Annotated in this window: 25 protein-coding genes; 4 read left to right on the top strand and 21 right to left on the bottom strand. The window is 60.1% G+C overall.

What is annotated here, in order from left to right:
* Positions 1 to 711: 711 nt before the first annotated feature.
* Positions 712 to 2043, top strand: coding sequence for a glutamate/aspartate:proton symporter GltP (gltP, locus tag KHP07_RS09250; RefSeq protein WP_078046259.1), 1332 nt, complete (start codon positions 712 to 714; stop codon positions 2041 to 2043).
* Between the two features lie 98 nt (positions 2044 to 2141).
* Positions 2142 to 3371 carry a spore maturation protein gene (locus KHP07_RS09245; protein WP_214497089.1) on the top strand — a complete coding sequence of 410 codons (1230 nt, stop codon included), beginning with the start codon at positions 2142 to 2144 and terminating at the stop codon, positions 3369 to 3371.
* 92 nt (positions 3372 to 3463) lie between these two features.
* Here KHP07_RS09245 and KHP07_RS09240 read toward each other — a convergent pair whose 3' ends face one another.
* The 20 genes from KHP07_RS09240 to KHP07_RS09145 form a co-directional block, all read right to left on the bottom strand.
* A complete protein-coding gene (locus tag KHP07_RS09240) occupies positions 3464 to 4075 on the bottom strand; it encodes an ABC-type transport auxiliary lipoprotein family protein (RefSeq protein WP_214497088.1) in 612 nt (203 codons plus the stop codon).
* Positions 4072 to 5010 (bottom strand): MlaD family protein, encoded by a 939-nt coding sequence (locus KHP07_RS09235; protein ID WP_078046261.1) that lies wholly within the window; start codon positions 5008 to 5010, stop codon positions 4072 to 4074. The genes KHP07_RS09240 and KHP07_RS09235 overlap by 4 nt, the downstream gene beginning before the upstream one ends.
* Before the next feature lies 1 nt (position 5011).
* Entirely contained in the window at positions 5012 to 5815 is an 804-nt protein-coding gene (locus tag KHP07_RS09230; protein ID WP_078046262.1) for an ABC transporter ATP-binding protein, read from the bottom strand.
* Complete coding sequence (locus KHP07_RS09225) at positions 5812 to 6960, bottom strand: ABC transporter permease (RefSeq protein ID WP_078046263.1); 1149 nt, start codon at positions 6958 to 6960, stop codon at positions 5812 to 5814. Before KHP07_RS09225 ends, KHP07_RS09230 begins: the two co-directional genes overlap by 4 nt.
* Before the next feature lie 54 nt (positions 6961 to 7014).
* Positions 7015 to 8046: a DUF5924 family protein gene (locus KHP07_RS09220; RefSeq protein ID WP_078046264.1), complete on the bottom strand. Its 1032-nt coding sequence runs from the start codon at positions 8044 to 8046 to the stop codon at positions 7015 to 7017.
* Positions 8047 to 8118: 72 nt separating this feature from the next.
* Positions 8119 to 9501 carry a M16 family metallopeptidase gene (locus tag KHP07_RS09215; RefSeq protein WP_214497087.1) on the bottom strand — a complete coding sequence of 461 codons (1383 nt, stop codon included), beginning with the start codon at positions 9499 to 9501 and terminating at the stop codon, positions 8119 to 8121.
* Between the two features lie 57 nt (positions 9502 to 9558).
* Positions 9559 to 11217 (bottom strand): Na/Pi cotransporter family protein, encoded by a 1659-nt coding sequence (locus tag KHP07_RS09210; protein WP_214497086.1) that lies wholly within the window; start codon positions 11215 to 11217, stop codon positions 9559 to 9561.
* A 211-nt stretch (positions 11218 to 11428) separates the two neighbouring features.
* Entirely contained in the window at positions 11429 to 12196 is a 768-nt protein-coding gene (locus KHP07_RS09205) for a TerC family protein (protein WP_014716354.1), read from the bottom strand.
* Between the two features lie 68 nt (positions 12197 to 12264).
* The gene (locus KHP07_RS09200) at positions 12265 to 13572 is read right to left on the bottom strand and encodes a CitMHS family transporter (protein ID WP_078046268.1); all 1308 of its coding nucleotides are present in this window, start codon (positions 13570 to 13572) and stop codon (positions 12265 to 12267) included.
* 379 nt (positions 13573 to 13951) lie between these two features.
* Entirely contained in the window at positions 13952 to 15913 is a 1962-nt protein-coding gene (locus KHP07_RS09195; protein ID WP_099493326.1) for a DUF7844 domain-containing protein, read from the bottom strand.
* Positions 15910 to 16230, bottom strand: a complete 321-nt coding sequence (locus KHP07_RS09190; RefSeq protein ID WP_012721546.1) for a DUF2388 domain-containing protein — start codon at positions 16228 to 16230, stop codon at positions 15910 to 15912. Before KHP07_RS09190 ends, KHP07_RS09195 begins: the two co-directional genes overlap by 4 nt.
* Positions 16231 to 16267: 37 nt before the next feature.
* Positions 16268 to 16576: a DUF2388 domain-containing protein gene (locus KHP07_RS09185; protein WP_078050845.1), complete on the bottom strand. Its 309-nt coding sequence runs from the start codon at positions 16574 to 16576 to the stop codon at positions 16268 to 16270.
* A gap of 80 nt (positions 16577 to 16656) precedes the next feature.
* Positions 16657 to 16977 carry a DUF2388 domain-containing protein gene (locus KHP07_RS09180; protein ID WP_078046270.1) on the bottom strand — a complete coding sequence of 107 codons (321 nt, stop codon included), beginning with the start codon at positions 16975 to 16977 and terminating at the stop codon, positions 16657 to 16659.
* Between the two features lie 136 nt (positions 16978 to 17113).
* A complete protein-coding gene (locus KHP07_RS09175) occupies positions 17114 to 17299 on the bottom strand; it encodes a DUF1127 domain-containing protein (protein ID WP_099493328.1) in 186 nt (61 codons plus the stop codon).
* A gap of 263 nt (positions 17300 to 17562) precedes the next feature.
* Positions 17563 to 17778: a DUF1127 domain-containing protein gene (locus tag KHP07_RS09170; protein WP_012721550.1), complete on the bottom strand. Its 216-nt coding sequence runs from the start codon at positions 17776 to 17778 to the stop codon at positions 17563 to 17565.
* Positions 17779 to 18096: 318 nt separating this feature from the next.
* On the bottom strand, positions 18097 to 19590 hold the full coding sequence (gene scpC / locus KHP07_RS09165) for a succinyl-CoA:acetate CoA-transferase ScpC (protein WP_034110661.1): 1494 nt from the start codon (positions 19588 to 19590) through the stop codon (positions 18097 to 18099).
* A gap of 179 nt (positions 19591 to 19769) precedes the next feature.
* Entirely contained in the window at positions 19770 to 21206 is a 1437-nt protein-coding gene (locus KHP07_RS09160; RefSeq protein WP_078046272.1) for an NAD(P)(+) transhydrogenase (Re/Si-specific) subunit beta, read from the bottom strand.
* Positions 21206 to 21526 carry an NAD(P) transhydrogenase subunit alpha part 2 gene (locus KHP07_RS09155; RefSeq protein WP_003187417.1) on the bottom strand — a complete coding sequence of 107 codons (321 nt, stop codon included), beginning with the start codon at positions 21524 to 21526 and terminating at the stop codon, positions 21206 to 21208. The genes KHP07_RS09160 and KHP07_RS09155 overlap by 1 nt, the downstream gene beginning before the upstream one ends.
* A 15-nt stretch (positions 21527 to 21541) precedes the next feature.
* Complete coding sequence (locus KHP07_RS09150) at positions 21542 to 22663, bottom strand: Re/Si-specific NAD(P)(+) transhydrogenase subunit alpha (protein ID WP_099493329.1); 1122 nt, start codon at positions 22661 to 22663, stop codon at positions 21542 to 21544.
* Positions 22664 to 23115: 452 nt separating this feature from the next.
* The gene (locus KHP07_RS09145; protein ID WP_214497085.1) at positions 23116 to 24015 is read right to left on the bottom strand and encodes a LysR family transcriptional regulator; all 900 of its coding nucleotides are present in this window, start codon (positions 24013 to 24015) and stop codon (positions 23116 to 23118) included.
* A gap of 157 nt (positions 24016 to 24172) precedes the next feature.
* On the opposite strand from KHP07_RS09145, the gene KHP07_RS09140 reads away from it, so the two are divergent.
* Together KHP07_RS09140 and KHP07_RS09135 are read left to right on the top strand one after the other, a co-directional pair.
* On the top strand, positions 24173 to 25354 hold the full coding sequence (locus KHP07_RS09140; protein ID WP_099493330.1) for an acyl-CoA dehydrogenase: 1182 nt from the start codon (positions 24173 to 24175) through the stop codon (positions 25352 to 25354).
* Between the two features lie 12 nt (positions 25355 to 25366).
* Positions 25367 to 26587 carry a CaiB/BaiF CoA transferase family protein gene (locus KHP07_RS09135; protein ID WP_078046275.1) on the top strand — a complete coding sequence of 407 codons (1221 nt, stop codon included), beginning with the start codon at positions 25367 to 25369 and terminating at the stop codon, positions 26585 to 26587.
* 112 nt (positions 26588 to 26699) lie between these two features.
* Here KHP07_RS09135 and KHP07_RS09130 read toward each other — a convergent pair.
* On the bottom strand, positions 26700 to 26911 hold a 212-nt coding region (locus tag KHP07_RS09130), incomplete at its 5' end, for a hypothetical protein (RefSeq protein ID WP_214497084.1).

Below are 26911 nucleotides of genomic sequence, written 5' to 3'. Positions count from 1 at the left end.
ATTGTCGTCTACGGGGCCAGCGTCCATAGAAAGAAGCCCCTCGCTTCTTTCTGTCTGCGCCACCCGAAAAGGGCGGCGCATGACCAAGGGGCCGGGTTGCTCTGATCAATTGCGATCGGCGTGACCTACGGGTACAGGGAGTGCCTGCGCAAGGGCCGGGTCAGGCGAAAAGCTGCGACGCAGGTTCACAAGCCGATGGCTTGCTGAACCTGCGGCGGGCTTATCAGGCTCGCTCAGCTTCCTATGCTCTCCATAGCCGCAAATTTCCTTCCTGCTGTTTCCCAACCATTACTTCGTGTGTCGGGCTGACCATCTATCGATAAAATTTGGCCTGGTCCATAGGACATTTCCGACGCTAAACGACGGTATTCCCAGGCATTTCTGCCAAGGCTCCAAAGACGTCCTGATTCTCTGAGCGAGCCGGGTTTGGCAGGTTCACGGCATGTTTGCCGGACAAAATGTCACATTTGAACTGACCGTTCGGACAGTTATTATTAAAAAAAGCCATGCCGATTCGGCATAGGGTAGGCGTTTACGGCATTAGACGTCGCTCCCTTGCATGGGAATAGTTGCGCCTTTTTTCGCCTGCCAGTAAGCCATTTCGGCCACGCTGCGGTGACCTTCCATGGAGGCAGATGCACACACTTTTTCGCTTTCGAGCGTTGCGGCTGGCGCATTTGCCTTAAGTTCACTTGAAGTAAGGGTAATGACATGAAGAAGGCAAAGCTAAGCCTCGCCTGGCAGATCCTCATCGGTTTGGTGCTGGGGATCGCAATCGGTGCAGTGCTCAACCATTTCAGTGCTGAAAAAGCCTGGTGGATCAGCAATGTGTTGCAGCCAGCGGGCGATATCTTTATCCGCCTGATCAAGATGATCGTGATCCCGATTGTGATCTCCTCGCTGATCGTCGGCATTGCCGGTGTCGGTGACGCGAAGAAACTCGGGCGTATCGGCGTCAAAACCATCCTTTACTTCGAAATCGTCACTACGATCGCCATCGTGGTCGGCCTGTTGCTCGCCAACCTGTTCCACCCGGGCGCTGGCATCGACATGAGTACCCTGGGTACCGTCGACATCTCCAAGTACACCGCCACTGCCGCCGAAGTGCAGCATGAGCATGCGTTCATCGAGACCATCCTCAACCTGATCCCATCGAACATCTTCGCCGCCGTCGCCCGTGGCGAAATGCTGCCGATCATCTTCTTCTCCGTGCTATTCGGCCTCGGCTTGTCGAGCCTCAAGCCTGAGCTGCGCGAGCCGCTGGTGACCATGTTCCAGGGCGTGTCCGAGAGCATGTTCAAAGTCACGCACATGATCATGAAATACGCCCCGATCGGCGTATTTGCACTGATCGCCGTGACCGTCGCCAACTTCGGCTTCGCCTCCTTGCTGCCGTTGGCCAAGCTGGTGATTCTGGTTTACGTCGCCATCCTGTTCTTCGCCTTTGTGATCCTCGGCCTGATCGCCCGCCTGTTCGGCTTCTCGGTAATCAAGCTGATGCGCATCTTCAAGGATGAGCTGGTGCTGGCCTACTCCACCGCCAGCTCCGAAACCGTGCTGCCGCGCGTGATCGAGAAGATGGAAGCCTACGGCGCGCCGAAGGCGATCTGCAGCTTCGTGGTGCCAACCGGTTACTCGTTCAACCTCGACGGTTCGACCCTGTACCAGAGCATTGCCGCGATCTTCATTGCGCAGCTGTACGGCATCGACCTGTCGATCGGCCAGCAACTGATGCTGGTGCTGACGTTGATGGTCACCTCCAAAGGCATTGCCGGCGTACCGGGCGTGTCCTTTGTGGTGCTGCTGGCCACCCTGGGCAGCGTGGGTATTCCGCTGGAAGGCCTGGCGTTTATCGCCGGTGTCGATCGCATCATGGACATGGCGCGTACCGCCCTGAACGTGATCGGCAACGCCCTGGCCGTGCTGGTGATCTCCCGTTGGGAAGGCATGTACGACGACGCCAAGGGCGAGCGTTACTGGAACTCGCTGCCGCACTGGCGCAGCAAGGAAGCCTCGCCGGCCGCCCAGGCCACCCGCAGCTGATAGCCTGACGGCTCGAAGACAAACCCCGGAAAATTCCGGGGTTTGTCGTTTCTGCCAGCCCCGCTATCATTCGCTGCATTCTTCAAGGGGTTTAACTGATGCTCAATGGCCTGTGGCTTGGCTTCTTTGTCGTGGCAATGGTGTCGGCACTGGCGCAATGGCTGGTCGGCGGTAACGCCGGAATATTCGCGGCAATGGTCGAAAGCATTTTCGCCATGGCCAAATTGTCGGTGGAGGTCATGGTGCTGCTTTTCGGCACCCTGACGCTGTGGCTGGGCTTTTTGCGCATTGCTGAAAAAGCCGGGATCGTCGATTGGCTGGCCAAGGCCCTCGGCCCACTGTTTCGCCGCCTGATGCCGGAAGTCCCTGCCGGCCACCCGGCCATCGGTTTGATCACCCTGAACTTCGCCGCCAACGGCCTGGGCCTGGATAACGCCGCCACGCCCATCGGTTTGAAAGCGATGAAGGCGCTGCAAGAACTCAACCCTATCCCCAACACGGCGAGTAACGCGCAGATCCTGTTCCTGGTGCTCAACGCGTCTTCGCTGACGCTGTTGCCGGTGACGATCTTCATGTACCGCGCCCAGCAAGGCGCGGCGGACCCGACGCTGGTGTTCCTGCCGATCCTGCTGGCGACCAGCGCCTCGACCCTGGTCGGCCTGCTCTCGGTGGCGATCATGCAGCGTCTGCGGCTGTGGGACCCGGTGGTGCTGGCCTACCTGATTCCGGGCGCACTGGTGCTTGGCGGCTTCATGGCTCTGCTGGCGACCTTTTCCGCCACGGCACTGGCCGGGCTGTCGTCGATCCTCGGCAACCTCACGCTGTTCGGCCTGATCATGTTGTTCCTTGTGATCGGTGCACTGCGCAAGGTCAAGGTGTACGAGGCGTTTGTCGAAGGCGCCAAGGAAGGCTTCGACGTGGCCAAGAACCTGCTGCCATATCTGGTGGCAATGTTGTGTGCCGTAGGTGTGTTACGTGCCTCGGGTGCGCTGGACTTTGGTCTCGAAGGCATTCGTCATGTGGTCGCCTGGACGGGCATGGACACGCGCTTCGTCGATGCCTTGCCGACCGCGATGGTCAAGCCCTTCTCTGGCAGTGCCGCGCGGGCGATGTTGATCGAGACCATGCAGACCCAGGGTGTGGACAGCTTCCCGGCACTGGTCGCGGCGACGATCCAGGGCAGTACCGAGACCACCTTCTATGTGTTGGCGGTGTATTTCGGTTCGGTGGGGATCCAGCGGGCCAGGCATGCGGTGGGGTGTGCGTTGCTGGCGGAGTTGGCCGGTGTCGTTGCTGCTATTGCGGTGTGCTACTGGTTCTTTGGGTAAGGCTTGAATCGCTATCGCCGGCAAGCCAGCTCCCACATTTGACTGTGTTCACAAATCAAAATGTGGGAGCGGGCTTGCCCGCGAAGACGCCCTCAGCGTTTCGCAGCACCATTGCCTTGCTGCACAACCCAATCCACCACCTGCTTGTTCAGTTGATCCCCTGCCTGCCCAAACCCGGCAACCACCGCTGGCACCTTGGTGTCGCTCACCGGCTGCCGCACCTCAAACCGTCGGCTGGCAACAATTCGCTGGTCACTGCCGCGCACCAGGCGCGCATCCAGGCGAATCACCACCTCTACCGCACTGCCGTGGTATTCACTCTGGAACGCCTGCAATTGCCCGCCCAATTCAAAGTCAGACTGCAAGTTGGTGTCGTCGGTGCTCAGCAGCGTCACCCGGCCATCGCGCTGGAAACCATCCATGAAGCGGTTGCGCAGCAGCACGGGCGACGGGTCGCTCCAGCGCGAGTTGGCATAGCTGCTGATCAGGTCGCCATTGGGCACCACGGCAATACGCGGGCTGTCGAGAAACTCGCTGGTCTGCGGCTTGTTCACACGCAGTGACCAACTCACCGGCGCAGCCTGGCTAGTGGCCTGGGCCGAGGCCAGGCGATACACGTCCGAAGGGTCGGCCTTGGGCAGGATCGAGCACGCGCTCACCAGCGCCAATGCGACAGGGGCGATCATTTGGTACGCACGCTTCATGGCGTGAACTCCTTGTTCTTGTCGCTGCCCAGCAGGTAACCGCTGGGGTTGGCTTCCAGGCGGCGGGAGATGGCGCGCAGCGAGCCCAGGGTTTCGCGCAGTTCGCGCACGGCCGGCGCCAGTTCGTTGAGGCCTTGCATGCCGCTGTTCACCGAGTCCTTGTTGTCTGTCAGCAAGGTGTTGATGGTCGCGGTGCTTTGTTCAAGGGACTTCATCGCCTGTTCGGCACTGCCGAAGGCCTGCTTGCCCTGCTCGTTGAGCAGGCCGTTGGCGTTGCGCATCAGCACGGTGGTCTGCTCCAGGGCGGCGCTCGCTTGCTTGCTCACCTGCATCAGTTGCTGCATCACCACCTTGATATCACCGCGTTGGTCGGCGATGGCGCCGGTGGTTTGTTGCAGGTTGTCCAGGGTGTTGCTCAGGCGCTCGACGTTCTCGCGGGAGAACATGTGGTTGGCGTTGTGCAGCAGCAGGTTGATGCTGGTCATCAGGTCGTTGCTGTTGTTCAGCAGCCGGGCGATGGGCGATGGCGAGGCGATGATTTCCGGCAGGTTGCCGTCCTTGCCCTTGAGTTCGGGACTTTGCGGTGTGCCGCCACTGAGCTGGATGATCGAGGTGCCGGTGATGCCGGTCAGGGCCAGTTTGGCCTGGGTGTCCTCCTTGATCGGCGTCTGCCCGGCGAGGCGGATGCGCGCCAGCACGCGGCGCGGATCGTTGGGGTCCAGGCGCAGGCTGATCACGTCGCCCACCTTGATCCCGCTGTACTGCACCGAACTGCCCTGCGACAGGCCGCTGACCGCCTCGTTGAAGATCACTTCGTAATCCTGGAAGGCGGTGTCGACGCTGGATTTGGCCAGCCACAGGCCAAACAGCATCGCGCCGACCACCACGATCACGCTGAACAGACCGATCATCACATGATGGGCTCGGGTTTCCATGTCATACCTCGTTGAGCGGTTGAGCGGCATCCAATGCCGCGCGGCCCCGGGGGCCGTGGAAATATTCGTGAATCCAGGCGTCGTTGGTTTCAGAGACAATGTCGATGGCGTCGGCCACCAGCACTTTCTTCTGCGCCAGCACCGCCACGCGGTCGGTGATGGTGTAAAGCGTGTCCAGGTCGTGGGTGACCAGAAACACACTCAGGCCCAGCGCGTCACGCAGGGTCAGGATCAGTTGGTCGAACTGTGCCGCGCCGATCGGGTCGAGGCCGGCTGTGGGCTCGTCGAGGAACAGGATGTCCGGGTCCAGGGCCAAAGCGCGGGCCAGGGCAGCGCGCTTGATCATGCCGCCGGACAGTGACGCCGGGTACTTGTCGGCCGCCGATAGCGGCAGCCCGGCCAGCGCCAGTTTGACCGCTGCCAGGTGCTCCGCGTCGGCGCGGCTGAGGCCCGCATGTTCGATCAGCGGCAGGGCCACATTCTCGGTGACCGTCAGCGAGGAAAACAGCGCGCCCTTCTGGAACAGCACGCCGAAACGCCGTTCGACCAGCGAGCGTTCATGTTCCGGCAGGCTCGGCAGGTTTTTGCCGAACACCCGCACTTCGCCTTCGCTGGGCCGGCGCAGGCCGACGATGCTGCGCAACAGCACCGACTTGCCGCTGCCGGAGCCGCCGACCACGGCGAGGATCTCGCCCTTGTACAAGTCCAGGTCGAGGTTCTCGTGCACGCTCTGGCTGCCAAAGCGATTGCACAGGCCACGCACCTCAATGACCGCCTCAGTGGGCGCACGGTGTAGACGACTCACCAGCCCATCTCCATAAAGAACAGCGCAGCGACCGCATCCAGCACGATCACCACAAAGATCGATTGCACCACGCTGGAGGTGGTGTGGGCGCCCACCGACTCGGCACTGCCGCTGACCTTGAAGCCTTCCAGGCAGCCAATGGCCGCAATCAGGAACGCGAAGATCGGCGCTTTCACCATGCCCACCAGGAAGTGCTGCACGCCAATGTCCGATTGCAGCAGCGAGAGGAACATCGCCGGCGAAATATCCAGCGCCACCGCGCAGACCACGCCGCCGCCGACAATCCCCGACAGCATCGCCAGGAAGGTCAGCATCGGCAGCGCCACCAGCAGCGCCAGCACGCGCGGCAATACCAGCAATTCCATCGGGTCCAGGCCCAGAGTGCGGATCGCGTCGATTTCTTCGTTGGCCTTCATCGAGCCGATTTGGGCGGTAAAGGCACTGGCGGTGCGACCGGCGATCAGGATTGCCGTCAGCAACACGCCGAATTCCCGCAGGAAAGAAAACGCCACCAGGTCGACGGTGAAAATAGTTGCGCCAAAACTCTTGAGCACGGTGGCGCCGAGGAATGCCACCACGGCACCCACCAGAAAGGTCAGCAGGGCCACGATGGGCGCGGCGTCGAGGCCGACCTGTTCCAGGTGCGCGACCATGGGCGTGATGCGCCAGCGCTTGGGGCGCAAAATGCCACGGGCGAAGGTTTCGAGAATCAGGCCAATAAAGCCCAGCAGTTTCTTGCTGTCCTGCCAGACGGTGTCCACCGCTCGGCCAATGCGCGCCAACACCTGAATGCCGGCGGCTTCTTCCGGTGCTTTGTCCGGTACGCAAAAGTCATTCAGGGAGCGGTAGACGGTCTTGAGCAGTGCGCGGTCGGCGGCAGACAAGCTGCAGTCAGTCTGCTCGGCAGATTGCTCGATGCGGGTCGGCCCCAGCAGCTCCACCAGCAGCGAGGCGCCCGCAGTATCGAGGGCGCCGAGGCCGTTGAGGTCGATGCGCGCGCCGGCGTCGTATTGGCCGTCGAGCTTGTCCGACAGCTTCTTCAGGCCGGCATAGTGCGCAAGCGTCCAGTCCCCCGTAATCCTCAGCTGTGGCGGGGTGGTGGACGTATCGAGGTGGGCTGCGCCGGCCGTCGTACTGGTGGTCATAAGCTCCGAGCTTGTTTGGCTATCCACAATTCCTACGTAATAGCACGAACCTACCTACTTTGGGTTGTCCGTTTGTGCTGCGTCCGTCACTTTGAAGCGCAGCACACCGATCACCTGCCCGTCTTCGGTCAACACCCTGACCTGCCAGCGGCCCACAGCGTCGCCGGGGAAGTTCTGCTTGTGAGTCCAGGCGCGATAGCCCTCTTTGCGCCCGCCGTGAATATCGAGGGCGATGCGGTCGACCTCTTTGCCGTTGAATTGCCACACATGGTAGATCCGCTCATCCAGCCCGCGCGGTGCGTTGATGGCGGTGTAGGCGTACAGCCCGCCGCTGCGCAGTTGGGCGGCGGTGACTTCCTTGAGGTCGTCGCCCGGAGTGCGGTCTTGCAGTTGGGTGCTGATCGCCACTTCGGTCATCCACAGGGTGGCCGGCGGCACCCAGCTGCGCAGGAACCAGCCGGCGCAGCCAATCGCGGCCGTAACCCCCAGCAGCATCGCCCAGCCCTTGAGGCTGCGCAGCGGCAGGCTCACGGCCAGGCTTGGGATCGACAACGCCATGGCCACGCCGAGGGCCAGCTTGTAACTCTCGGCGGTGGTCAGGTGCAGGATGATCGGCAGCGCGGTGAGCAGTGCCGCGAACAGGGTCAGCGTGTGCAGCGCCAGGAACAGCGAACGCTTGGGCGCCAGCCACTTGTAATACAGCGGGTCGGTGATCGACACCAGCGCTGCCGCGCCGAGCAGCCCGGTGAACACCGATTGGCCGCTGTTCCAGGCGGTGGTGACAAAGAAGAACGGCAGTACAAAGAACAGACTTTCCTGATGGATCATCTGGGTCGCGTAGCGCAGCAGCGGTTCGGGGATTTCGCGCTTGAAGACCTTGGTGAACAGCTGGGTAAAGCTGTTCTCCAGCATCAACCACAGCCAGCTCACCAGCATGATCACCGCGATCCAACTGGCCATGCCCTGCTGGCGGTCCACCAGGATGAAGCTGCCCACACCCGAGATGAAGCCGCCGAGTGCAATCACCCCTGGGTAACGCTTCATCAGTTCGAGGATGCGGGTGATCAAGCGGGTCAGGTTTTGCATTCGGCGGTTCGCAGTCTTTGTAGGAGAAAATCCCAGACAGAATAACGTCTTAGCCTGGCGTCCGGTGCCTCATTACGCGATCCGTTTGCGATAACCCCGCACGCCAATCAACACAATGGCGATCAGGCCGAGCAGGCCGGCGCCCATCCAACTCAGCGCGTCGTAGCTGAGCAACGGTTTTTCGATGCGCCAGTAGCCTGGCTGTTGGAACACTTGGCGCATGGCCTGGTTGGTCTGGTCCAGGCTGACGGCCTTGATGCGTTTGACCGGGTCGCTGAAATGGCCGTTGTTGTAGTCTCCCGAAGCACTCCAGTAGTAGTCGGCCAGCGCGCTGTTGCCCTGCACGGCCCAGGCCTGACGGGCGATGGCGGCCTGCTGCAAGCGGGTGAACACCGCCGGGTCGAGGCCGTCCTTGAGCAGTTGTGCCTTGAGGTCCTGGAGGACCTGTTCGGCTTCGGGGAGGCTTTCGCGCTCAAGGTCGGCATTCAGGCTGAGAAAGCCGACGCCGCCGAGCACTTCGCGCTCGCTCCAGGGGCCGTAGGACAAACCGTGCTTGAGGCGCAGTTGGCGGTACAGCGCCCAGTCGAGGTAATCCTTGAGCAGGTCGTAGGTTTCGTCATGCCCGTCGTCCAGCACCGGCTCGGGGAACAACCAGTGCAACTTGGCGCTGTCGCCAACCCAGCCGTGGATGAGTTCGCGATGGGCGGCGGCGGCATGCTGGATTTCCGGCAGCGCCAGGTGTTCGCTGGGCTCGATCGGTTCGAGCTGGCCGTAGGTACGTTCCAGATAGGCAGGCAGCAGTTTGTCGAGGTCGCCGACGATGATCAGGGTCATGTTGTTGGGCGCGTACCAGTGTTTGCGCAGGTTTTCCAACTGTTCGCGGGTCAGGTGGTCGACCTCGGCACGTTCGGCGCATTTGAGGCCCAACTCGACGGCCAGTTGATTGCTGGCGGTGTGGCCCAGGTCCTGGCGGTCCAGCAGGCGTTGCAGGTGTGAGTAGTGGCCGCCGTCTTCGCGTTCGACCACGCGCTTGGCGGCATTGATATTAGCGTCGGTCAGTTCGGTGCGGGTGATGATCGCCAGCAGCAGGTCGAGCACCTTGCGCTGGTTCTGCGCGGGCGCCTCGATCACGAAGGTGGTGTCCGCGTTGCTGGTGTAGGCGTTCCACTCACCGCCCAGGGCTTGCATGCGGTCTTCCAGCTCACCTTCGCCGCCACCGTCGATGCCGCTGAACAGCAAGTGTTCAAGCAGGTGTGGCAACTCCTTGTCTTCGCAATGGAAGTCATCCAGGCCCACGCCCACCACCAGGCGTATCGCCACGTGCCCGCGCTCGGTGCCCGGTTTAAGCAGCAATTGCATGCCATTGGGCAAGGTATAACCCTCGACTTGCAGGCGGTCAAAGGCGAAGACGTGGGCAGAACCCATGAGCAGGCAAGCGAACAACAGGCGACGCATAACAAGCTTCCTGGCGAGTGAGGTCAGTTTTAACTGACTTCACGGGCCATCGTACGTTCAGGGCGAATGTGTGATGTCGGCAATATCTTCGGCCGAGAGCGCGCCGGTGTCGGACGTTTCCAACACCACATAGGCACTGCTGCAAAACAACGAATTCAAGCGCTTCATGTCGGCGATCAGCTCCAGGTGCAGGGAGCTGGTCTCCAGGCTCTGCACGATTTTACGCTGCAGCCGGCTGACGTGGGCGTGTGCCAGGCGGCGTTCCTGGGCGCGGAAGCGGCGCTTCTCGCGCAGCAATTGGCGCGCGCTTTCCGGGTCGGCGCTGAGGAACACCGACAGCCCAAGGCGCAGGTTGGCGATCAATTGGCTGTGCAGGCCCGTAAGTTCTTCCAGACCGACTTCCGAGAACTGGCGACGCTGGGAGGTTTTCTGCTGCTGGACTTTGCGCAGCATGCGTTCGATCAGGTCGCCAGCCAGCTTGAGGTTGATCGACAGCTCGATGATTTCGGCCCAGCGCCGGCTGTCTTGCTCGCTGAGGTCTTCGCGCGGCATTTGCGCCAGGTAGAGTTTGATCGCGCTGTAGAGCGACTCGACGTCGTCGCTGAGGCTGCGCATTTCCTGGGTGATGGCCGTCTGTTTGCCGCGCAGTACTTCCTGCATCGCGGTGAGCATGTTGTCGATCAGGTCGCCCAGGCGCAGGGTTTCCCGCGCGGCGTTGGCCAGTGCCAGGCTCGGCGTGGTGAGCGCGGCCACGTCCAGGTGGCGGGGTTTGGCCTTGCCGTTGGATTCTTCGCGCTCGGGCAGCAGCCAGGCGCACAGCCGCGCCATCGGCCCAATGGTGGGCAGCAGGATCAGGCACCGGGTGACGTTGTAAAGCAGGTGGAAAGTGATGACCATGCCTTGGGCGCTGTAGTCCAGCCCGTCCATCCACAGCACCAGCGGGTCGAGTACCGGGATGATCAGCAGCAGGCCGATCAACTTGTACAGCAAGCTGCCCAGCGCGACCTGGCGACCGGCGGCGTTCTGCATGCTGGTGCTGAGGAAGGCCAGCACGCCGCTGCCGATATTGGCACCGATCACCAGGCCGATGGCCACGTGCAAGCCGATCACGCCGGCGCCGGCCAGGGTGGCGGTGAGTAGGACGGCGGCCAAACTGGAGTAGGAAATCATCGCGAACAAGGCGCCGACCAGGGCGTCGAGCAGGATGTCGCCGGTCAATGAAGCGAACAGAACCTTGACGCCCTGGGCGTGGGTGATGGGCCCCGCGGCTTCGACGATGAGTTGCAGTGCGAGGATGATCAGCCCAAGGCCGATCCCGACCCGGCCCAACTGCCCTGCCCGCGTCTGTTTGCGCGACAGGAAGAAAATCACCCCGAGAAAGATCAGCAGCGGCGACAGCCACGACAGGTCAAACGTCAGTACCCGCGCCATCAGCGCAGTACCCACGTCTGCACCGAGCATGGTTGCCAGGGCGGGCATCAGCCCCATCAGGCCCTGGCCGACAAAGGACGTCACCAGCATCGCCGTGGCGTTGCTGCTCTGCACCATGGCGGTCACCAGGATACCGGCGATAAACGCCAGCCAGCGCTTGGACATGTTCTGCCCGATGACTTGGCGCAAGTTCGAGCCGTAGACCCGCAGGATGCCGGTACGGACGATGTGCGTGCCCCAGATAAGCAGGGTCACGGCGGAAAGCAGATTGAGCAAGGTCAGCATGCTCGGCCCCCCGTGTGGGTGCGCTCCAACAGGAGCAAAGGAAAGTTGCCGCGTGCCGTTCTACGTCTTGTAGTTAAGCTGTAGTTGGCGAATGGGCTCTGCGCCAGCATCGCATAGCTAAAGTGGGGATTGAAACAAAACTGTCATGAAATCAGCTTTTTGCGGATAAAAAAAAGGGGCTTATAAAAGCCCCTTTATGTCTGGCTCGGGTTTATTGACCCGGAATGTCTTTGCGCAGTTTCACAGGATCCTGCTGTTTTTTCTTTTTCGCGATGGCGGTGCGCATCTTGATGTTCACCGCTTCCACTGCCAGCGAGAACGCCATGGCGAAGTAGACGTAGCCTTTTGGCACGTGCACATCGAAGGATTCGGCGATCAGCACGGTACCCACTACCAGCAGGAACGACAGTGCCAGCATCTTCAGCGACGGGTGCTTGTCGATGAATTCGCTGATGGTGCCCGCCGCCAGCATCATCACCAGTACGGCCACGACAATCGCTGCGACCATCACCGGTACGTGCGAGACCATGCCCACCGCGGTGATCACCGAGTCCAGGGAGAACACGATGTCGATGATCGCGATCTGGATGATGGTGTAGATGAACTTGCCACCGGCGCCCTTCGGCTCGTCGTGGGTTTCGTCTTCACCTTCCAGCGCGTGGTACATCTCCTGGGAGCTTTTCCACAGCAGGAACAGGCCACCGAAGAACAGGATCAGGTCGCGACCGGAAATACCCTGGCCGAAGACCACGAACAGGTCGGCGGTCAGTTGCATCACCCAGGTGATCGACAGCAGCAACAGGATGCGCGTGACCATGGCCAAGGCCAGGCCGAAGATCCGGGTGCGCGCCTGCATATGCTTGGGCATGCGGCTGACCAGGATCGAAATCATGATGATGTTATCGATGCCCAGGACGATCTCGAGGGCCGTCAGGGTGAAGAAGGCAATCCAGATTTCCGGATTGGTCAGCCATTCCATGTGTATTCCTTTGAGCAAATGTTAAACCGCGCAAGCTGCAGCGCCGCGCGGTGAGTGAGTCGGTACGATTATAGAGTGCTGAACAGCGGAAAAATCCCCATCAGCAATGCGGCGAACATTATGCACAGGCACACCAGCACTGCCCACTTAAGGGTGAAGCGCTGGTGATCACCAAATTCGATACCGGCCAGTGCCACCAACAGGTAGGTCGACGGTACCAGTGGGCTGAGCAAGTGCACAGGCTGGCCAACGATAGAGGCGCGGGCCATTTCCACGGCGGTGATGCCGTAGTGGCTGGCGGCTTCGGCGAGGACGGGCAGCACGCCGTAGTAGAACGCGTCGTTGGACATGAAGAAAGTGAACGGCATGCTCACCAGTGCGGTGATCACGGCCAGGTACGGGCCCATGGCCTCCGGGATCACTGCCAGCAGGCTCTTGGACATGGCGTCGACCATGCCGGTACCGGACAGGATGCCGGTGAAGATACCCGCAGCGAAGATCAACCCGACGACCGCCAAGACGCTGCCGGCGTGGGCGGCGACGCGGTCTTTCTGCTGTTGCAGGCACGGGTAGTTGACGATCATCGCGATACTGAACGCCACCATGAACAGCACCGGCAGCGGCAACAGACCGGCGATCAGTGTGCACATCAGCGCCAGGGTCAGCGCGCCGTTGAACCAGATCAGCTTCGGACGACGAGCGTCAGGGTATTGCGACACGCTGATCTCGCTGTGGTCGATTTCATCGCCTTGCAGGTGCAGTTCACCCAGGCGCGCACGTTCGCGTTTGCCGTACATGTAGGCAATCACCAGGATCGCCACCACGCCGGCGGCCATCGCCGGGATCATCGGTACGAAAATATCCGAGGGGTCGACATGCAGCGCACTGGCGGCACGGGCAGTCGGGCCACCCCAGGGGGTCATGTTCATCACGCCACCGGCGAGGATGATCAGGCCCGCCATGATCCGCGGGCTCATGCCGATGCGCTTGTACAACGGCAGCATGGCGGCCACGCAGATCATGTAGGTGGTGGCGCCGTCACCGTCGAGGGACACGACCAGGGCCAGTACGGCGGTACCGACGGAAACCTTCAGTGGGTCGCCCTTGACCATCTTGAGGATCTTGCGCACGGCCGGGTCGAACAGGCCGGAATCAATCATCAGGGCAAAGTAGAGAATGGCGAACATCAACATCACGCCGGTCGGCGCGAGTTTGGTGATGCCTTCGAGCATCATCGGGCCGATCTTCGGTGCAAAACCGCCGAACAGCGCGAACAGGATCGGCACGATGATCAGAGCGATCAGCGCAGAAAGGCGCTTGGTCATGATCAGGAACATGAACGTGATGACCATGGCAAAGCCAAGGAAAGTCAGCATAGGAATACTCCAGGCGTAGCGCGGCTAGGGAATGGCGGACCGGGTTGGGGTCAGCGCAAAACGAACGGCACGAGGCGTACGGGTGGAGTTGGGGCGAACAGGCGGGTAGGAGCGGACATCGGGAATCACCATTGTTGTTGTTAACAGCCGGTCTATTGCCGGCAGTGGTGGCGATCCTAGACGGGTAAGCTTTCAGCCAGCTTTCGCTGCGCAAACAGCTGATGGAGGGTAGATACACAGTCTTCAGATTTGCACAGACCCCATGTGGGAGCTGGCTTGCCTGCGATTGCGTCGGCACATTCACCGTCACAGTTGTCTGGCCCACCGCAATTGCTGGCAAGCCAGCTCCCACATTTGAATGGTGTTTGCCGTGAAGCCTTCAGGGGAGCTCCAGGCCGCCAGCCGCTTTATGCAACGTCCGCAAATGCTCGCCCACCAGCTTCAGGTTGGCTTCACAGGCGGCAATTTCGGCGGAACGGGACGGCTCCAGCAGCGCCCTCACCTCTTTGTCCAGTTCGCCGGTAAGCGATTGCAGTTGCTTCTGGCGCTCGGCGCTTTCCGATTCCAGGCGTGTGGCCTCCGAAGGTTGCGGCAGGCCATAGCCGCCACTGCCCAGCAGTTCCGCCGGGCGGCTGAGGAAGCCGCTGTTGGCGAGGATTTGTTGCAGCGTGGCGTTGGCTTTCTCCATGCCACCGTTTTTCAGCTCGCGGGCGCCGAGGTAGCGTTGTTTGACTTCGTCCTGGGCCAGCATCAACTGTTTGCGAAAGCTTGCCTGCTCCAGCAGCAACAATGCGGCACTGGTGCGCAGGTCGGCCTGGCCGAACCACTGGCGGCGTTCCTCGGCACTCAGAGACAACCAGTCTTCGACCTGGGTCTGTTTGATCGGCAGGTGCTTGCGCAGCACATCGAACATCGCCTGGTAGCGTTCGCGGAAGGAGTCGAAGTGATACCCCAGGCGCAGCGCCCTGCGTTTGTCATCCAGCACGCTGGTATCGGCCAAGCCGCGGGCGCTCAGGACTTCAAGCAAACCGTTGGGGGTGATGTTGTCCAGGCCGGTCAGTTGCGGGTTGGCGCTGCCGCTGCGTAGCAGTTTCAGGCTCTCCACCGCGCAGTTGTTGGAGATGAAGAAATAGTTGCCGTCATAGCTCCAATGCATCTCGGCGGCATGTTCGACGGTGTCGTTGATTTCCTGGCGGGTCAGTTTCAGCGGTACAGAGGCCAGCCCACGCAGTTCGGTCTTGGTGTATTCGTCGATCACTTGCGCCAGCGGCAATACAAACAAGCGCGATGGGTACTTGCCGACCAGGCCATCCCAGCTCGACAGCTGTACGTCACCGACAAACGCGCGGTAGGACAAGACCAGATGCTGGTCCAGGTCCAGCCGGCAATCCGGCCCACGCGGGCGGCCCGGCGCACAGATCACCAGTCGCAACATGCTGTGGCCCCAGCGGCTGACCAGGTTCTGGTTGGCTTCGGCCAGCAGGTAGTCGATTTCGTAGACGCGTTCAGGGTCCACATGACCCAGCGGCGTCTTGGCGAAATCATTACCGGCGTTCAGGAAGGCGTAGGTGCTGGCGCAGGTGTCCTGCTCCGGCGGGGCCCAGCCAAAGTGTGCCTGGTAATAGCGGAACAATGCCGGGCGTCGGCAGGCGTAGCTTGGGTCTAACAGGAAGTACTCCATATTGACCGCCACGAACTCCAGCGGGCTGGTGGTTTCGTAGATGTCCGGGCTGCGCGCAACTTGATGGTTGTGCTGCTCACGCTCGCCGCGACGGCCGACGTACTGCGGCCAGCCGGCAAGGTCCAGCAGGCGTGGGTCATCGCTGAGGGTAAAGCGTCGGCCATTCTGGCCGCGGCATTGATCAGGCAGGCCGATTAGGCCGGTGAGGTTGTTCTGCCGGCTGCAACGATTGATCAGCGCGCGGTCTTCCTTGGACCACAGGCGCGCACGGTCATAGATGTGGGTCAGTTCATGCAGCACCGTGGCGAGCATTTCGCGGCGCACGGTGCCATGGGGGCGATTGGTTTTCTGGGTGGCGGCGCTGCCGTCGGTCAGGCTGGCCAGCAGATTGCGGTTGAGGTCCAGCTCGGACACCAGGGAGGCTTGCCCGTAGGCGTTCTCGGGCATCTTGTCGGTCCAGCCGACATCGATGCGCCGGTCCAATTGTTCGATGAAGCGCGGCGGTAAAGAGTGCATGGCTTCGTCGAGCAACGCCTGGCTGGCCTGCTGTTCAGCCGGACTCAGACCCTCGGTCTTGAGCCGTAGTTGCAGGCTGGCCTGGGCTGCGCTGGCACACAGCAGCACAGTCCCGGCCAGGAGCCAGGCGGCAATGCGCCTCACAGTGCGAGGATGGCTTCGGCGAGGGTCTGGTCACTGGCGTCGCGGGCTTCCGGCAGACGTGTACGCAGGGTGTCGAAGGCCGCTTCCAAGTGCGCGCCACGGATTTCACCGTTGGTTGCGACGAAACTGGCGGCGTCGTCGTGGGCTTCGCGTACCACTTTGGAGTCGCGGATCGAGGTGGTGGTGTCCGAGGTGAAATCAATGGTGCGGCCAGAGGCGCGAACAATGATGTTACTGGTGGCCACCAGGGTATGCGCCTGGGCAACGTCGGCCAATAACAGCAGGCCAAGGGTGGCGGCGATCAGCGGGCTACGCATGGGATAACTCCAATACAAATAAGGAATACAAAGATGATTATTGGACGAGAATTGCTTGCGCCAGTTCAAGGTCGCTGGCGTTAAGTTTTGGCTGGCTGCGGCGCAGATAATCCAGCGCTGACTCCAGCCGTGCCCCCCGCCATTGGCCGTCAGTGGCGATAAACGCGGCAGCGTCATCCTGGGCGGCCATTATCACTTTTCTGTCGAAGGGCGCGGAGGTCACTTTGCTGGTGGCGTACGCGCTCACGACGGTGCTCTGGGTGGTGAGGTCAAAGGCAGAAGCCAATGGTGACCAGCCGCAGGAAAACAATACAGGGACTACTAGAAGGCGGTATGAAAAAGCCATGGGACTCGACAACTGAAAACGAGCGCCAAGGCTAGCGTAATGCCCGGGCGAGAGCCAGCGCCCAGGCATCACGGCTATCTTCAGATGGCCAGGATGGCCTGGGCCAGTTGCGCGTCAGTCGCAGTGTTCAGTTGCGGCGCTTGCTGGCGGATCTGTGCCAGGGCGCTTTCCAGTTTCACACCACGGATGGCGCCTTCACTGGCGACAAAACTGGCTGCGTCGTCACGCGCGGCGCGCACAACCTTGTTGTCGCGCAGGGACGAGGTGGCATCGGAGCTGGCGTCGGAGGTGGCTTTCAGCGCGCCGACGATAGAGTCGGTGGTGACGATGAAACTGGTCGCATTGGCGTTGGCTGCCAGGACCAACAGGGCGGCAGCACTCAGCAGGCGAAGTCGGGACATGGGGTGACTCCTGTAGATGAACGGATAAGGTGGCGCAGGGCAGCCATTGGGGATCAGACGCCTGTACCAGGCGCCTCGCCACGTGGTGACTGGATATTAAGCTGCCGTTTATCCGTTCGGGAAGCGCCATGACTGCCTAGTCACGCCAGAACGGTTTGGATATTTCAGCCATGCGATCGCCATGACTGATGCCCAGGTCGGACAGTTCCCGCGTATCAAGCTTCGACAATTGGCGTCGTTCATAGGCCTGGCGCAGCCATTTGGCCAGCGTGGCGGCAGTGCGTTGCAGAAGCCGCTTATATAAGACAGAAGGTGTGTCCATGGAGAGTCCCTTTCATGAGGTCTTGGAACGCCATGTTGGGTTAGGCAGTGGAACCGATACAGATACACCAGAGTTAAATTGTACTGCTCAACTGTAGTATTTTTTAAACTGTACCGGTCTCCAGAAAGCGCTTCTGTTTTCGCACTGAGGACTTGAATCCCAGAAACAACAAAGCCCGCCTCCGGTTACCCGGGGCGGGCTGTGTTTTGACAAATCAGGTTGCTGGCAGTGGACCCGTCAGGTCAGGGCCAGCGAGCGCTAAATCAGCGCCAGAACGGCTTGCTCAGCTCTTCGTAGCGTTGAGCTTCGCTAATGCCTGCATCAGCCAGCAGACGCGAATCCAGGCGAGCCAGTTGGTGGCGGCTGGAGATGCGGCGCTGCCACAACATCAGGTTGGCGATAACGCGCAGAGGCAGGGAGGCCTGGGTGTTTACAGCTTTTTCTTCGAAAAACAGTTCGGAACTGAGTGTACGTTCCATGATGACATCCTTCCGCTTGTGGCGGGATTAGGTAGTGGTTTAACTGATGCCAATGATCCTCTTCCGGCGCAAGACTCTCTAGATACAGTTCACCTGTATTGTGAGGGGCCAGTTAACTGTTTATAGGCGCTGTACTGTACAGAAATGGGGCAACTGTACCTGTCTGCACTCAAATAGTGCGAAATGGGTGTTTTTGGTCTGGCTAGTAGGATATTTCAGTAGGAAATGACCGGTACAGCAGTACAGTTTTTTCAATAAGTACGGCCGGCGCAGCCGAGCTGATGAAACTGTATTTGCATCAGCCCGAATCTGTACCAATCACGCCTTGAGCATGTGCCCGGTTTCTTCCAGGTTGATGTGCCAGCTCAGTGCCTCGCGCAGGATGTGCGGGGTGTGCCCACCGATTGCGCAGGCGGCATTGAAGTAACTGTTCAGCGCATCGCGGTAAGCCGGATGCACACAGTTGTCGATGATCACTCGGGCCCGTTCCCGTGGCGCCAGGCCACGTAGGTCGGCGAGTCCGACTTCGGTCACCAGGATGTCGACATCATGCTCGGTATGGTCCACATGGCTGACCATGGGCACGACGCTGGAAATAGCCCCGCCCTTGGCAATCGACTTGGTGACGAAGATCGCCAGGTGCGCATTGCGCGCAAAGTCCCCGGAGCCGCCAATGCCATTCATCATCCGCGTGCCGCAGACGTGGGTGGAGTTGACGTTGCCGTAGATGTCGAACTCCAGCGCGGTGTTGATACCGATAATGCCCAGGCGACGTACCACTTCAGGGTGGTTGGAGATCTCCTGCGGGCGCAGCACCAGCTTGTCCTTATAGTGTTCCAGGTTGCCGAACACGTCGGCATTGCGTCGCTCTGACAAGGTGATCGAGCTGCCCGAAGCAAAGCTGAGCTTGCCTGCGTCGATCAGGTCGAAGGTTGAATCCTGCAACACTTCCGAATACATGGTCAGGTCTTCGAACGGTGACTCGATCAACCCGCACATCACAGCGTTGGCAATATTGCCGATCCCGGCCTGCAGCGGGCCGAGCTTGTTGGTCATGCGGCCTGCGTCGACTTCCTGCTTTAGGAAGTTGATGAGGTGGTTGGCGATGCCCTGTGTGTCGCTGTCGGGCGGCGTCACGGTCGAGGCGGAGTCGGCCTGGTTGGTGATGACAATGGCGACGATTTTTTCCGGCGGGATCGGAATGGCGGTGCTACCGATACGGTCGTCGACTTTCACCAGAGGGATGGGCGTGCGCGTCGGCCGGTAGGTCGGGATATAGATGTCGTGCAACCCTTCCAGATTTGGATTGTGTGCCAGGTTGATCTCGACGATCACCTGCTTGGCGAAAATCGCGAAGCTGGCGGAGTTGCCTACGGACGTGGTGGGAACGATGTGGCCTTGTTCAGTGATCGCGACCGCTTCAATCACCGCGATGTCCGGCAGCTTGAGCTGGTTGTTGCGCAGTTGCTCGACGGTTTCCGACAGGTGTTGGTCGATAAACATTACCTCGCCGGCGTTGATCGCCTTGCGCAGCGTGCTGTCGACTTGAAACGGCATGCGCCGTGACAGCACGCCGGCTTCGGTCAATTGCTTGTCCAGGTCATTGCCCAGGCTGGCGCCGGTCATCAGGGTGATTTTCAGCGGGGAAGTCTTGGCGCGTTCGGCCAGGGCGTGGGGGACGGCCTTGGCTTCACCGGCACGGGTGAAGCCGCTCATGCCAACGGTCATGCCGTCTTCGATCAGTGCGGCGGCGTCTGCCGCGCTCATGACCTTGTTCAACAACGAAGGCAAGCGGATGCGATCACGGTACATGGATTCTTATCTCAGGCTACGGAAGCAAGGTGCGCAGTTTAGTGATTTCAAAAAATTTCGGCCCGCTACCATGGTCGAATGCCAGGCAGCGATTTAGAGCCTTTGGTCGGGTTTCATGCGGTAATAAAAAACCCCAGCCTACTGGAGGCCGGGGTTTCGAGTATTGCGCTGAAGCAGGGTTACTCGACGGCTTTGACCATGTCTTCGATGACCTTCTTGGCATCACCGAAGACCATCATGGTCTTGTCCAGGTAGAACAACTCGTTATCCAGACCGGCATAGCCGCTGGCCATCGAGCGTTTGTTGACGATGATGGTTTTGGCCTTGAACGCCTCGAGGATCGGCATGCCGGCAATCGGCGAGTTCGGGTCGTTCTTCGCGGCCGGGTTGACCACGTCGTTCGCGCCCAGTACCAGCACCACGTCGGCTTGGCCGAACTCGGAGTTGATGTCCTCCATCTCGAACACCTGGTCATAAGGCACTTCGGCCTCGGCGAGCAGTACGTTCATGTGCCCAGGCATACGGCCTGCTACCGGGTGGATCGCGTATTTCACCGTGACGCCATGATGGGTCAGCTTTTCCGTCAGTTCCTTGAGCGCATGTTGCGCCCGCGCCACCGCCAGGCCGTAGCCCGGGACGATAATCACGGTGTCGGCGTTGGTCAGCAGGAAGGTAGCGTCGTCAGCCGAGCCGGATTTGACCGGGCGTGCTTCTTTAGAACCCGCCGCTGCACCCGCATCCGGCGCGTTGCCGAAGCCGCCGAGCAGTACATTAAAGAAGGAACGGTTCATCGCCTTGCACATGATGTAGGACAGAATCGCGCCGCTGGAGCCCACCAAGGAGCCGGCGATGATCAGCATCGAGTTGTTCAGCGAGAAACCGATACCTGCCGCTGCCCAGCCGGAGTAGCTGTTGAGCATCGACACGACCACTGGCATATCGGCGCCGCCAATCGGGATGATGATCAGCACGCCCAGCACGAAGGCCAAAGCCAGCATCAGGGCGAAGGCAGTCAGGTTGCCGGTAAACATAAACGCCAGGCCGAGGCCGAGGGTCAGCAGGCCGAGCACCAGGTTCAGTTTATGTTGGCCGCCGAACTGTACCGGTGCGCCCTGGAACAGGCGGAACTTGTATTTGCCCGACAGCTTGCCGAACGCAATCACCGAACCAGAGAAGGTAATCGCACCGATGGCCGCACCGAGGAACAGCTCCAGTCGGTTGCCCGCAGGAATCGCGTCGCCCAGGTGTTTGACGATACCCAGCGATTGCGGCTCGACCACCGCGGCAATGGCGATGAACACCGCAGCCAGGCCGATCATGCTGTGCATGAACGCCACCAGCTCCGGCATCTTGGTCATTTCTACACGTTTGGCCATGATCGAACCGGCAGTGCCGCCGATCAGCAGGCCGACAATTACGTAACCGATGCCGGCGGTGGCCAGCTCGGCGCCGAGCTTATAAATGAGGCCCACGGTAGTGAGCACCGCCAGCGCCATGCCGAGCATGCCAAACACGTTGCCGCGTCGCGAAGTGGTGGGATGTGACAGGCCCTTGAGTGCCTGGATAAAGCAGATCGACGCGATCAGGTAGAGCGTCGTGACCAGATTCATGCTCATTACTTCGGCGCCTCTTCTTTTACTTTCGGGGCTTTCTTCTTGAACATCTCAAGCATGCGGCGCGTCACCAGGAAGCCACCGAACACGTTGACCGCTGCAAGTGCTACAGCCAGGGTGCCCATGGTCTTGCCCAACGGGGTCACGGTCAGTGCGGCGGCCAGCATGGCGCCGACGATCACGATTGCCGAGATGGCGTTGGTCACCGCCATCAGCGGCGTGTGCAGCGCGGGCGTGACGTTCCAGACCACGTGGTAACCGACATAAATCGCCAGCACAAAGATGATCAGGTTGTAGATACCGGGGGAGATAAGCTCTTCCATCGTCTGAATCCCTGCTTAGGCGTTTTTGCGGATGACTTGGCCGTCGCGGCACATCAGGCACGCGGCGACGATGTCGTCTTCGAGGTTGATTTCAAACTGCCCTTCCTTGGTGAAGACCAGCTTCAGGAAGTCCAGCAGGTTGCGCGCATACAAAGCTGACGCGTCGGCAGCGACGGCACCGGCCAGGTTGGTTGGGCCGCAGATGATCACGCCGTTTTCCACGACGACTTGGTCGGCGACCGTCAGCGGGCAGTTGCCGCCTTGGGCGGCTGCGAGGTCGATCACTACCGAGCCGGGCTTCATTTGCGCGACGGTGTCGGCGCTGAGCAAGGTCGGTGCTTTACGGCCGGGAATCAGGGCGGTGGTGATGACGATGTCGGCCTGCTTTGCGCGCTCGTGAACCGCCAGGGCCTGGCGCTGCATCCAACTGGTCGGCATTGGACGGGCGTAACCACCGACGCCGACGGCGCACTCGCGTTCTTCATCGGTTTCGTAGGGCACGTCGACGAACTTGGCGCCTAGAGATTCGATCTGCTCTTTTACCGCCGGGCGTACGTCAGAAGCTTCGATCACGGCACCCAAGCGTTTTGCCGTGGCAATCGCCTGCAGGCCTGCAACGCCGGCGCCGAGAATCAACACGCGTGCCGCCTTAACCGTACCGGCCGCCGTCATGAGCATCGGCATGAAGCGCGGGTAGTGATGAGCGGCGAGCAACACGGCTTTATAGCCGGCGATGTTGGCCTGGGACGACAGCACGTCGAGGCTCTGGGCACGCGAGGTGCGTGGAGCCGCTTCGAGCGCAAAGGCGGTGATGCCGCGTTCGGCGAGCTTGGCGATGGTTTCGTTGCTGAACGGATTGAGCATGCCCACCAACACGGTGCCACTTTTGATCAGCGCCAGTTCGCTGTCGCTGGGGGCAACCACCTTGAGAATCAGCTCGGCGCCAAATGCATCGCCGGCACTGCCGATGGTTGCGCCTGCCGTTACATAGGCACTGTCGACGATGCTGGCGTTGATGCCTGCGCCGCTTTGTACAGTGACCTTATGGCCCTGGCCGATCAGCTTCTTGATGGTTTCCGGGGTGGCAGCCACCCGCGTTTCACCGGTCTGGGTTTCGAGAGGAACACCAATGTGCACGTCAAATCTCCTGCATGATCTTTTTGCTTTTGATCTTTTTGTAAAAAGGCCAGTGCACCGCGAGTGGCGCAACTGGGGCGGCCGATCAGCACGATCCCGCTGAAATGACAGCGGGGCGCGGCATTTTGCAGGCGAACTTTACGGCCATCAAGGGATTATGACGGGTGACGAAAAATTAACTACAAGTCACCCTGTGACTGATTGTCGCAACACTCGGTAATAACCGCTTCAAATACATGGGCTTAAAGGGCTGAAGGCGCTTTTGCAATCTTTTGTCATCGTTGGTGTGAATAGTCGGCCATTGGCTTGTATTAGTCGCTAGAAGCCAAGTAGATCATGGCCTTGAGCCTTATTTTCGACTGACAGATACAGTCTGCTTAAATGCGACATATATGTATATCTGTAGGTGTAAATAATTACTGACTACAAAGTCAGCAAATGGCTTTTGTCCTTTAAATACCAGGGCTATAGCGCTTGGACTGGTCGACCAGCCAGTCCCGGAATGCATGCAATGACGCGGATTCGACCTTTTTGTCAGGAATCATCAGGTAATAAGCCTTCGAGCTGCTCAGCGCTTCGGGGCTCGCGACCACCAGTTGGCCCTCCTCCAGCTCACGTTGGATAAGGAACGGGGGTATTAGGGCGATGCCCATGTCATGCATGGCGGCTTGGGACAACATCGAGAATAGCTCGTAACGCGGACCTGTCATGTCGCGGGGGATGTTCAGTTGCTGAGCGTTGAACCATTGGCGCCACGCATAGGGTCGGGTGGTTTGCTGCAGGAGCGGCAGTTCTGCGATGTCCTGGGGGCTGAACTGCGTGCGGTTACCCAGTAGCCGAGGGCTGCACACAGGAACGGGGTTTTCCCCCATCAGTCGATGGGACTCGGTGCCGGACCAGTCGGCATCGCCGAAGTAGATTGCGGCGTCGAATTCGGTGTCGGCAAACAGGAAGGGGCGTGTTCGGTTCGTGAGGTTGACCGTGACTTCAGGATGCTGGCGTTGGAAGTCCTTGAGGCGAGGTATCAGCCACTGAGTGCCGAACGTCGGGACCACGGCCAGCTCGATGGTGTTAGCGCCCTGCTGGCCCATGACGGAGAGCGTGTCGCGCTCTACCGCATCCAATTGCGTGGCGACGCGACGGCTATAGGACAGCCCCGCTTCCGTCAGCTTTACCCCGCGCCGTGAGCGGCGAAACAGCTCGACACTTAAAAATTCCTCAAGGCTGGCGATCTGTCGACAGATGGCACCTTGAGTGATCGAAAGCTCCTGCGCCGCTTTGGTAAAGCTCTCGTGGCGGGCGGCCGCTTCAAAACTGACAAGAGCGGTGGTGCTGGGAATTTTTCTGCGCATATACCGTGTCCTCACTTGCCAAGGCGCATATGCGCCATTTTCTGCTGCTTCGAAGTGAGAAATTAGCACAACCCTATGCAGAAACCTCGTTTGCCCTCTGCGCTTGCCGGGCCTAGGCTGCTTCCACGACTTCTGATTCTTTCGCGAGGACTTATTCATGGCTGGCAAGGCAAGCTTCAACTGGATCGATCCACTGCTGCTGGATCAACAGCTCACCGAAGAAGAGCGCATGGTGCGCGACAGTGCTGAGCAGTTCGCCCAGGACAAGTTGGCGCCGCGTGTGCTCGAAGCCTTCCGCCATGAAAAGACCGACCCTGCCATTTTCCGCGAGATGGGCGAGACCGGTTTGCTCGGTGCGATGATCCCCGAGCAGTACGGTGGCAGCGGCTTGAACTACGTCAGTTATGGATTGATTGCCCGTGAGGTCGAGCGTGTCGACTCCGGCTATCGCTCGATGATGAGTGTGCAGTCGTCACTGGTCATGGTGCCGATCAACGAGTTCGGCACCGAGGCGCAGAAACAGAAGTACCTGCCGAAGCTGGCTTCTGGCGAATGGATCGGTTGCTTTGGTCTGACAGAGCCTAACCATGGTTCCGACCCAGGCGCGATGATTACCCGTGCGCGCAAGGTGGAAGGTGGTTATAGCCTGACAGGCGCAAAAATGTGGATCACCAATAGCCCGATCGCGGATGTGTTTGTGGTGTGGGGCAAGGACGATGCCGGTGATATCCGCGGCTTTGTCCTGGAGAAAGGTTGGAAGGGCCTGAGCGCTCCGGCGATTCATGGCAAGGTCGGGCTGCGCGCTTCCATCACCGGCGAGATCGTCATGGATAACGTGTTTGTGCCGGAAGAGAACATCTTCCCGGACGTGCGTGGTTTGAAGGGGCCGTTCACCTGCCTTAACTCTGCACGCTATGGCATCTCTTGGGGCGCGTTGGGCGCTGCTGAGTTCTGCTGGCATACCGCTCGCCAATACACGCTCGATCGTCATCAGTTCGGGCGTCCGTTGGCGGCTACCCAGTTGATCCAGAAAAAGCTGGCCGATATGCAGACTGAGATCACCTTGGCCTTGCAGGGCTGCCTGCGCCTGGGGCGCATGAAGGACGAAGGCACGGCTGCGGTTGAGATTACTTCGATCATGAAGCGCAACTCGTGTGGCAAGTCCCTGGAAATCGCGCGCATGGCTCGGGACATGCTGGGCGGCAATGGTATTTCCGACGAATTCGGGGTGGCGCGTCATCTGGTCAACCTGGAGGTGGTCAATACCTATGAAGGTACTCATGACGTGCATGCCTTGATTCTGGGGCGTGCGCAAACCGGTCTTCAGGCGTTCTATTAATAGGAGCACGGCATGGGCGCGCTTTCGCATCTGCGGGTACTGGATTTATCGCGAGTACTGGCGGGCCCTTGGTCCGGGCAGATCCTTGCGGATCTTGGGGCTGAGGTAATCAAGGTCGAACGGCCGGGCAGTGGCGACGACACGCGCGCCTGGGGGCCGCCCTTCCTTAAGGATGCTTATGGCGAGAACACTAGCGAGGCAGCGTATTACCTGTCGGCCAATCGCAATAAGGAGTCGGTGACAATCGACTTCACGCGGCCTGAGGGGCAGGCGCTGGTACGTGAGCTGGCGGCCAAGTCGGACATTTTGATCGAGAATTTCAAGGTGGGCGGCCTGGCAGCGTATGGTTTGGATTATGAGTCGCTCAAGGAGATCAATCCGGAGCTGATCTACTGCTCGATCACGGGCTTCGGTCAGACAGGGCCTTATGCGGCGCGTGCGGGCTATGACTTCATGATTCAGGGGTTGGGCGGGCTGATGAGTCTGACCGGCCGGCCCGAGGGGGAGGATGGCGCTGGGCCGGTGAAGGTGGGCGTGGCGCTGACTGACATCCTTACGGGGCTTTACTCGACCGTGGCAATACTGGCGGCACTGGCCCATCGGGACCATGACGGTGGTGGGCAGCACATCGATATGGCGTTGCTGGATGTGCAGGTGGCATGCCTGGCCAATCAGGCGATGAATTACCTGACAACGGGCGTGCCGCCAAAGCGCTTGGGTAATGCGCATCCGAATATCGTGCCTTACCAGGACTTTCCCACGGCCGACGGTGATTTCATCCTGACGGTGGGTAATGACGGGCAGTTTCGCAAGTTTGCTGAAGTGGCTGGGCAGCCACAGTGGGCGGATGATCCGCGCTTCTCTACTAATAAGGTGCGGGTGGCCAATCGGGCGGAGCTGATCCCGTTGATTCGTCAGGCGACGGTATTCAAGACGACGGCTGAGTGGGTGTCACAGTTGGAGCGGGTTGGAGTGCCGTGTGGGCCTATCAACGATTTGGCGCAGGTGTTTGCCGATCCCCAAGTAAAGGCGCGTGGGCTGGCGATGGCGTTACCTCATGCCTTGGCAGGGATGGTGCCTCAGGTTGCCAGTCCGATACGGCTGTCCAAAACGCCTGTGGAGTACCGTAGTGCGCCTCCCCTGCTGGGGGAGCACACGGCCAAGGTGCTTCAAGAGGTGTTGGGATTGGGTGTGGCGAATGTGGTCGCATTGAAGGCTGCGGGCGTTATCTGAATCCCTTCTTCTATATAGAGGGCATAACCGGCTCTCTATTGATGGTTTTTTAATCAACTCTAACTAATTGATAGAAAAGTAAAATTAAGGGTTGACGGCAGATCCTGGAAGTCTATAATTCGCCCCACTTCCGGCGCAGTCGAAACGGAAAACTCCTTGGTAAACAAAGGGTTACGCAGAATTCGACAGCGACTTGTTTCAGATCATCGAAGCCCAGAAGGAGTTGGTAGAGCAGTGTTGTTGGCTCTATTAACGTTTCGATCTTCTCGGTCGAAAGCGGAGAAAAAGAGGTGTTGACAGCAGCGTGTAACGCTGTAGAATTCG

It is taken from the genome of Pseudomonas sp. VS40 (genome assembly GCF_018587885.1).
In the GTDB taxonomy this organism is placed as follows: Bacteria; Pseudomonadota; Gammaproteobacteria; order Pseudomonadales; family Pseudomonadaceae; genus Aquipseudomonas; species Aquipseudomonas pergaminensis.
Note: the sequence above shows the minus strand (reverse complement) of the source record. Positions and strands in the feature narration are given on the sequence as shown.